The sequence below is a fragment of the Paraburkholderia sp. GAS42 genome (assembly GCF_050436565.1).
In the GTDB taxonomy this organism is placed as follows: domain Bacteria; phylum Pseudomonadota; class Gammaproteobacteria; order Burkholderiales; family Burkholderiaceae; genus Paraburkholderia.
The window spans coordinates 1-8,067 of the sequence record NZ_JBNDML010000054.1 but is presented as its reverse complement, the minus strand read 5'-3'; the positions used below and the strand labels follow the sequence as shown (position 1 = coordinate 8,067).

The following is an 8,067-nucleotide window of genomic DNA, read 5'->3' as shown; positions in this document are numbered from 1 at the left end:
ATCGCGCCGAAAAGTTAACACCCCGGCGCGCCGTTTACAACCTCTTCCTGCTCTGCAAATGAAAATGCCGTTCAGTGCTAACTGAACGGCATTACGGGCTAGCCGGCGCTTTTTCATTCCGCTGCGTGAGGTATGGCGCTCGGCATATTCACTGCGCGTCGGTATCGGAAGCTGCGGCCGGAGCGCCCGGAATGCCATTCGGGTTCGCACCCGCAGTCGTCTCACTCGCCACTTGCGACTTGACCCGCTGGCCAAGTTGATACACCGCCAGCGCGTAGAAGAAGCTGCGGTTGTAACGCGTGAGCACGTAGAAGTTCTTCAGACCCAGCATGTATTCGGTCGGGCGACCCGGCGTCGGCAGGTCGACCATGGCGACTGGCGTGCCTGCTTCAGACGCGATATCGAGGCCCGGCTCGTTCATCAGCATGCCCGCGCGCAGCAGCTGTTGAAGCGGCCAGTGCGGCTCGGGTCGACCGTCCGCGGCAGCCTGTGCGACGCCGAGGCTGCCTGTGTCCGACGCGATCTTCCACACGACCGGACGGCCCGTTTCCCAGCCATTCTGCTTCAGATAATTTGCGACGCTGCCGATCGCATCCGCCTGGCTCGTGCGCAGATCGATCTGCTTGTTGCCCTCGAAGTCAACGGCGTATTGCACGATGCTGCTCGGCAGAAACTGCGGAATGCCGATCGCGCCTGTGTACGAGCCGAGGACTGAGTTCGGATCGATCTGCGCGCCGCGCGTCCAGACCAGGTAGTCTTCGAGATTCTTGCGGAACGTCGCCTGACGGTCCGCGCGATTCGGCGTGTTCGGATAATCGAAGGTCAGCGTGGTGAGCGCGTCGAGCACACGGAAGTTGCCCATGTAGCGCCCGTAAATCGTCTCGACGCCAATGATGCCGACGATCACTTCCGGCGGCACGCCGAACTGCTCATACGCGCGTTGCAGCGTGGCCTGGTTCGCGCGCCAGAAGCGCACGCCTGCGTTGATGCGCACCGTATCGAGGAAGCGCGACTGATACACGCGCCAGTTTTTCACCGACGGCGTAGGCGACGGCGTCACGAGTTTCACGGCAGTTGCCGAATAGCTCGTATGGGCGAATAGCGTGTGCAGGGTGGCCGGATCGAAATCGTAACGGGCGACCATGTCGTTGATGAACGCATCGACGTTTGGATTGTTCGCGTAGCGTTGCGGAATGATCTCTTCTTCGAAAGTTTGCCCCTGCGGCACCGGCTGTTGCGGTGAATCCTGCGCCACCAGCATCGGTGCTTTTGCCCGCGTGGTCTGCGCGAGCGCCGCGGGCATCGCGATGAACGCGCATGCGACGGACAGCGCGGTGGCAACGGTCGTTACGCGAAGCCGGTTTCGTGCAGACAGGGCAAGCTTGACGGTCATAGGGCAGGGATTGGTTCGGTGCGAAGGGGTTCGGCGCAGTATACCCGACGGCATTCGCAAAACCATGGCCAGAGCGCGTTGCGGCGACCCGTTGTGGTAACTTGATACCTGTACGCGCGCCATCTGCGGCGCGCGCAAACGGAAGGAGACATGCCGTGCACGCGTCGGACGCGGTGCGGCAGAAGAACCCACTCATGGCAACAGGCTTCTATTCTCACAACGACTGTCTGCTGCACGAAATGGGGCAATGGCATCCCGAATGTCCGGCGCGCCTGCAGGCAATCGAAGATCAACTGATCGCAAGCCGTATCGACACGGCGATCGAGCGCGAATCGCCGCCGCTCGCCGACGATGCCGCGTTGTTGCGCGTGCATACGCAGGCGCATATCGACTACATCCGCGGCCGCTCGCCCGCTTCGGGTTACGCGGAGATCGATCCGGACACATCGATGAATCCGCATACGTTGCAGGCCGCGTTACGCGCGGCCGGTGCAGCGGTCGCCGCCACGGATGCCGTTATCGAAGGCCGCTACGACAATGCGTTCTGCAGCGTGCGCCCGCCGGGCCATCATGCGGAGCCCGCGCGTGCGATGGGCTTCTGCTTCTTTAACAACGTCGCGATTGCCGCGCGGCATGCGCTGGAAGTGCATGGCCTTGCGCGCGTCGCGATCATCGACTTCGACGTGCATCACGGCAACGGCACCGAAGCCGCGTTCGCCGGCGACTCGCGCGTGTTGATGTGCAGCTTCTTCCAGCACCCGTTCTATCCGTTCACAGGCGCCGACAATCAGGCGTCCAATATGGTCAACGTGCCGCTTTCTGCGCGCACGAACGGCATGGTCATGCGTGAAGCCGTCGACCTGATGTGGCTGCCGCGCCTGCATGCGTTCAAACCGGAGATGCTGTTCGTGTCGGCCGGATTCGATGCGCATCGCGAGGACGACCTCGGCAACATGGGCCTCGTCGAGGACGACTACGCGTGGCTGACCCAGCAGATCCGGGATATCGCCGGGCGTTACGCGAAAGGGCGCATCGTGAGCACGCTGGAAGGTGGGTACAACCTGTCGGCGCTGGGTCGCAGCGTGGTGGCGCACGTGCGCGCGCTGGCTGATATCTGAGGCGGGCGTCAGGCGCTAACCCGCGCGCGCCAGAATCCACTCGATCAACGCGCCGATCACCCGCTCGCGGTCGAGATCGTTCATCGTCTCGTGATAGCTGTCGTCATAGAAAGTGAGCGTTTTGTCGGGCGAGCCGGCATGTGTGCCGAAATCGCGGCTGCCGTGCGGTTCGGTGAGTTTGTCAGCGGTACCGTGCCAGACGAGTAGCGGCAGACGCAACGACGCGCGACCGCGTTCGATTCGCGCCATCGCATCCAGAATCTCCGCGCCCGTGCGCGCCGGCACCGCAGCGTGATGCACGAGTGGATCGTTCCGGTTTGCCTCGACGATCGCCGGATCGCGCGACAGCAGCGACGCATCGATCTTCATCGCTGGAAAGCGCGGCCAGACGCGACTGATGACGTGACTCAGCGTGATCATCCAGCGCGGCACGTCGCGGCCGGCGGCGAGCGCCGGGCTCGACAGGATCAAACCGCGCAGTTTCGGGCCGTTACCCGCCGCGCGTTCGATCGTGTGAAGCGCGGCGATTGCACCGCCCATGCTGTGGCCCATCAGAAAGAGCGGCGTGCCATTTCTGGATGCGGCGTGAAGCAGCGCGTCGGTGTCATCCAGATAGTCGTCGAAGCGGTCGACCCAGACGCGTGCGCCCGGTGCGATACCGTGTCCGCGCAGATCGATTGCGACCAGTTCGATGTCCGCGGCGTTCAGCGCCCGGGCAAGCGCGGCGTACCGTCCGGCGTGTTCGGCGAGCCCGTGGACCAGCGCCACGGTGGCACGCGGCGCGCCGTCGGACGCCCACCATCGATAAACCGGAAGTTCAACGCCACTACCTGTCTTCAGGCGCGACAGGGCGGCTGCCGGCGCCGCTTGCGGGATGTCGGCCTGAGCGCCGAAAGAGGGCTTCGCGTGCGTCCTGGTCTCTGTCGCCATTGTCTCCGCCGTCATTATTTTGATCCGACCGATCATAGTCGCACGCGTCTGGTGCACGCGAGCATCGTACGCGGGGTGGCCCTCTAATGCTCTCAGGTTATGAAAAGATCGGAATTGATTATTAAAGGGAATGTCGTCGATGCGGTAAAATTGCGGTCCAAATCCCAATAAAAGCAACGGCGGCCCGGTGTCGGAGCGCAAAACGCTCGTCGGACAGAACCGCCGTTTCGTTTTTCTACATGATCGAACTACGCAATATTTCGCAGCGTTTCGCGGGGCCCAGAGGCTGGGTCGAAGCACTGCACAACGTCAATCTGATGATTCCGCCAGGCGAAGTGTTCGGCATCATCGGCCGCAGCGGTGCCGGTAAGAGCACGCTGGTGCGCACCATCAACCTGCTGACGCGCCCGACCGAAGGCAATATCGTCGTCAACGGCCGTGACCTCACGACGCTGCCCGCCGCGCAACTGCGCGAGGCGCGTCGCGAGATCGGCATGATCTTCCAGCATTTCAACCTGCTGTCGTCGCGCACGGTCTACGAGAACGTCGCGCTGCCGCTCGAACTCGCCGGCATGAAGCGCGCGGAGATCGAGCTGACCGTGTTGCCGCTGCTGGAGCTCGTCGGGCTGTCGGCGCAGAAGGACCGTTATCCGGCACAGATCAGCGGCGGACAGAAGCAGCGCGTCGGCATTGCGCGCGCACTCGCGAGCAAGCCGAAGGTGCTGCTCTCCGACGAAGCCACGTCTGCGCTCGATCCCGAAACCACGCGCGCGATTCTCGATCTGCTGAAACGCATCAACCGCGAGCTTGGCCTCACCGTCGTGCTGATCACCCACCAGATGGACGTGATCAAGCAGGTCTGCGATCGCGTCGCTGTACTGGATGCGGGGCGCGTCGTCGAACAGGGCAAGGTCATCGATGTCTTCCTGCAGCCGCATCACGAGGTCACGCGCGCGTTGATCGGCGATGTGATCGCGCAGGAACTGCCGCCCGCGATGAAGGCGCGCGTCGCCGAGCGTCTGAAGACGGGCAGCGGTCATCTGCTGCGCCTCGCGTTCACCGGCTCGGGCGTCGATCAACCGATCCTGTCGGAGACGATTCGTCGCTACGAACTGGACTTCAACATCCTGCATGGCCAGATCGACGAGATCCAGGGGCAGGCGTTCGGCTCGCTCGCGGTGCTCGCGGGTGGCGAACCGGTGAAGGTGGCAGAGGCAATCGCGTTTCTGCGCGAACAGGGTGTGGTGGTCGAGGAGCTGTCGTATGTTGAGTGAAATGTTCGATATGTTCGTGCAGTCGTTCTGGGAAACGCTCGTGATGGTGGGCATTTCTGGACTCGTCGGCGCGCTGGCCGGTTTGCCGCTCGGCGTGCTGCTCTATCTGACGGACCGCAACGGCGTGCTGCAGAACATCGGCTTCAATCGCGTGATGGGCGTCGTCGTCAACGCCGTGCGTTCGACGCCGTTCATCATCCTGCTGGTCGCGGTGATTCCGTTCACGCGGCTGATTGTCGGTTCGTCGATCGGGACGGCCGCGGCCGTGGTGCCGCTGACGATCGCCGCGGCGCCGTTCATCGCGCGACTCGTCGAAACCGCGCTGCGCGAAGTGGACCGCGGCTTGATCGAAGCCGCTCAGGCGATGGGCGCGACGACCAGCCAGATCGTCTTCAAGGTGCTGTTGCCGGAATCGCTGCCGGGCGTCGTCGCCGGGTTGACGATCACGTTCGTGTCGCTGGTCGGCTATTCGGCGATGGCCGGTGCGATCGGCGGCGGCGGCCTCGGCGATCTGGGCATCCGTTATGGATATCAACGCTTTTTGCCGGAAGTCATGGTGACGGTCGTCGTGATCCTGATCGTCTTCGTGCAACTGGTGCAGTCGTTCGGGGATTGGCTCGTGCGTCGTTTGAGCCATAAATAACAAAGGCTTCCCCATCACGGGAAGCCGCTCATACAGATAAGAGAAAGGTCAGTCATGCAACGTCGTTTTGTTCTCAGGCTCGCGGCCGTCCTCGGCGCCGCATCGCTGTTTGCTTCTTTGGCTTCCGTCGCGCAGGCCGACGAAACCATCAAGGTCGGTGTGACCGGTGGTCCGCACGCACAGATCATGGAAGTCGTGAAAACCGTTGCTGCGAAGAACGGGCTGAACATCAAGATCGTCGAGTTCTCGGATTACGTGCAGCCGAACGCGGCGCTCGCCGGTGGCGACCTCGACGCGAACAGCTACCAGCACGACCCGTATCTGCAGGCGCAGGTGAAGGACCGCGGCTACAAGCTGATCCGCGTCGCCGACACGGTCACGTACCCGATGGGAATTTACTCCACGAAGATCAAGGCGCTGGCTGAACTGCAACCGGGCGCAAAGATCGCGGTGCCGAACGATCCGACCAACGGCGGCCGTGCATTGCTGCTGCTGCAGAAGCAGGGTCTGCTGAAGCTGCGCGCCGACGCGGGCCTGAAGGCGACGCCGCTCGACATCGTCGAGAATCCGAAGAAGCTGAAGATCGTCGAACTCGACGCCGCGCAGATCCCGCGTTCGCTTGGCGACGTCGACGCAGCCGCGATCAACACGAACTTCGCGATGGAAGCCGGCCTGAAGCCGAAGCAGGACGCGATCGCGATCGAAGACTCGAAGGGTCCGTACGTGAACATCATCGCGATCCGCGAAGCCGACAAAAACAAGCCGTGGGTCGCGAAGCTGGTCGCCGCGTACCACTCGGCGGAAGTGAGGCAGTTCGTCGACAGCAGGTTCGGCGGCGCGGTCATCACCGCCTGGTAAGGCGTGGCGAGGGGTGGCGCGTTGCTGGCGTGGTGGGCGCTACAAACCCGGCAAGCGGTTAAGGCAAGTGCCGATCCTGTGCAAGCTCGGAATTAGAGACATAGGTCATAACCCGGGCTTGTCGCCCGGGTTTTTTCGGGATTAAAATAGAACGATCGTTCGCTATTCCTGTCGCGCCGCGAAGGAGCGATATTCTCGATGCAAGCAGCCCGCGGGCGGGTGCCGCGAAGGCAGTCGCTATAATGACCGTTGGGTTGACGTATTCGTAACTTTGGAGCGTGTGCATGAAAATCCTGGTGCCAGTCAAGAGAGTGGTCGATTACAACGTGAAGGTCCGAGTGAAGTCGGACGGCACGGGCGTCGACATTGCCAACGTCAAGATGTCGATGAATCCGTTCGACGAAATCGCGGTGGAAGAAGCGGTGCGTCTGCGCGAAGCGGGCGTGGCGACGGAAGTGATCGCGGTGTCGTGCGGCGTGACGCAATGTCAGGAAACGCTGCGCACGGCGCTGGCGATCGGCGCGGACCGCGCGATCCTGATCGAGTCGAACGAAGAGCTGCAGCCGCTGGCGGTGGCCAAGCTGTTGAAGGCGCTGGTCGACAAGGAACAGCCTTCGCTCGTGATCCTCGGCAAGCAGGCGATCGACGACGATTCGAACCAGACCGGCCAGATGCTGGCTGCGCTGGCTGGATTGCCGCAGGCCACGTTCGCCTCGAAGGTGGTCGTTGCTGATGGCAAGGCCACGGTGTCGCGCGAAGTGGATGGCGGTGCGGAGACGCTGTCGCTGACGCTGCCCGCGGTGGTCACCACCGACCTGCGCCTGAACGAGCCGCGTTACGTGACGCTGCCGAACATCATGAAGGCGAAGAAGAAGCCGCTGGAGACGCTCAAGCCCGAAGACCTCGGCGTCGATGTCACGCCACGCCTGAAGACGCTGAAAGTGGTCGAGCCGCCCAAGCGCAGCGCCGGTGTGAAGGTCGCCGATGTGAAGACGCTGGTCGAGAAGCTGAAGACCGAAGCCAAGGTGCTGTAAGGGAGCGAATTGAAATGACGAATCTGGTAATTGCCGAACATGACAACGCGTCCGTCAAGGCCGCGACGCTGAACACGATTGCGGCGGCACAGAAGATCGGCGGCGACGTGCACGTGCTGATCGCAGGCCACAACGCGCAAGCGGCTGCTGAAGCCGCGGCGAAGATCGCGGGCGTGAGTAAGGTCCTGCTGGCCGACGCACCGCAGCTCGAAGCGGGTCTGGCAGAAAACATCGAAGCGACGGTGCTGAACATCGCGAAGAACTACACGCACATCCTCGCGCCGGCGACGGCTTACGGCAAGAACACCGCGCCGCGTATCGCGGCGAAGCTGGACGTCGCGCAGATCAGCGACATCACGGCAGTGGACAGCCCCGACACGTTCGAGCGCCCGATCTACGCAGGCAACGCCATCGCCACCGTCCAGTCACAAGACGCGATCAAGGTGATCACGGTGCGCACGACCGGCTTCGACCCGGTGGCGGCCGAAGGCGGCAGCGCAGCGGTCGAGAAGATCGAAGCGGCGGCAGACAGCGGCCTGTCGCAGTTCGTGAGTCGCGAAGTGACGAAGCTGGACCGTCCGGAGCTGACCTCGGCGAAGATCATCGTCTCGGGTGGTCGCGGTCTCGGTAACGGTGAAAACTACACGAAGGTGCTGGAGCCGCTCGCGGACAAGCTGAACGCCGCACTGGGCGCCTCGCGCGCGGCGGTCGACGCAGGCTTCGTGCCGAACGACTACCAGGTCGGCCAGACCGGCAAGATCGTCGCGCCGCAACTGTACGTCGCGGTGGGTATCTCGGGTGCGATCCAGCATCTGGC

General features: G+C 63.0%; 8 protein-coding genes. 6 read left to right on the top strand and 2 right to left on the bottom strand.

Annotated elements, in window-relative coordinates; all coding sequences use genetic code 11:
- Positions 1–148 precede the first annotated feature (148 nt).
- Entirely contained in the window at positions 149–1,393 is a 1,245-nt protein-coding gene (mltB, locus tag P3T16_RS34605; protein WP_429345638.1) for a lytic murein transglycosylase B, read from the bottom strand.
- Positions 1,394–1,587: 194 nt separating this feature from the next.
- On the opposite strand from mltB, the gene P3T16_RS34600 reads away from it, so the two are divergent.
- Positions 1,588–2,511 (top strand): histone deacetylase family protein, encoded by a 924-nt coding sequence (locus tag P3T16_RS34600; RefSeq protein ID WP_429345639.1) that lies wholly within the window; start codon positions 1,588–1,590, stop codon positions 2,509–2,511.
- Between the two features lie 15 nt (positions 2,512–2,526).
- Here the strand turns inward: P3T16_RS34600 and P3T16_RS34595 are convergent, their stop codons facing one another.
- Entirely contained in the window at positions 2,527–3,456 is a 930-nt protein-coding gene (locus P3T16_RS34595; RefSeq protein ID WP_429345637.1) for a lysophospholipase, read from the bottom strand.
- A 224-nt stretch (positions 3,457–3,680) separates the two neighbouring features.
- Here P3T16_RS34595 and P3T16_RS34590 point away from each other — a divergent pair, with 224 nt between their 5' ends.
- The 5 genes from P3T16_RS34590 to P3T16_RS34570 form a co-directional block, all read left to right on the top strand.
- Positions 3,681–4,715, top strand: coding sequence for a methionine ABC transporter ATP-binding protein (locus P3T16_RS34590; RefSeq protein ID WP_429345636.1), 1,035 nt, complete (start codon positions 3,681–3,683; stop codon positions 4,713–4,715).
- Complete coding sequence (locus tag P3T16_RS34585; RefSeq protein WP_429256881.1) at positions 4,705–5,358, top strand: methionine ABC transporter permease; 654 nt, start codon at positions 4,705–4,707, stop codon at positions 5,356–5,358. Before P3T16_RS34590 ends, P3T16_RS34585 begins: the two co-directional genes overlap by 11 nt.
- 54 nt (positions 5,359–5,412) lie before the next feature.
- Positions 5,413–6,216 (top strand): MetQ/NlpA family ABC transporter substrate-binding protein, encoded by an 804-nt coding sequence (locus P3T16_RS34580; protein ID WP_429345635.1) that lies wholly within the window; start codon positions 5,413–5,415, stop codon positions 6,214–6,216.
- Positions 6,217–6,500: 284 nt separating this feature from the next.
- Positions 6,501–7,250, top strand: a complete 750-nt coding sequence (locus tag P3T16_RS34575; protein ID WP_429345634.1) for an electron transfer flavoprotein subunit beta/FixA family protein — start codon at positions 6,501–6,503, stop codon at positions 7,248–7,250.
- Between the two features lie 14 nt (positions 7,251–7,264).
- Positions 7,265–8,067, top strand: an 803-nt coding sequence (locus P3T16_RS34570; protein ID WP_429345633.1) for an electron transfer flavoprotein subunit alpha/FixB family protein, incomplete at its 3' end; no start/stop codon positions are given.

Bases quoted from the DNA above. Each gene is read 5' to 3' on its own strand.
- mltB (WP_429345638.1), bottom strand. From the start codon at position 1,393: ATGACCGTCAAGCTTGCCCTGTCTGCACGAAACCGGCTTCGCGTAACG.
- P3T16_RS34600 (WP_429345639.1), top strand. From the start codon at position 1,588: ATGGCAACAGGCTTCTATTCTCACAACGACTGTCTGCTGCACGAAATG.
- P3T16_RS34595 (WP_429345637.1), bottom strand. From the start codon at position 3,456: ATGACGGCGGAGACAATGGCGACAGAGACCAGGACGCACGCGAAGCCC.
- P3T16_RS34590 (WP_429345636.1), top strand. From the start codon at position 3,681: ATGATCGAACTACGCAATATTTCGCAGCGTTTCGCGGGGCCCAGAGGC.
- P3T16_RS34585 (WP_429256881.1), top strand. From the start codon at position 4,705: ATGTTGAGTGAAATGTTCGATATGTTCGTGCAGTCGTTCTGGGAAACG.
- P3T16_RS34580 (WP_429345635.1), top strand. From the start codon at position 5,413: ATGCAACGTCGTTTTGTTCTCAGGCTCGCGGCCGTCCTCGGCGCCGCA.
- P3T16_RS34575 (WP_429345634.1), top strand. From the start codon at position 6,501: ATGAAAATCCTGGTGCCAGTCAAGAGAGTGGTCGATTACAACGTGAAG.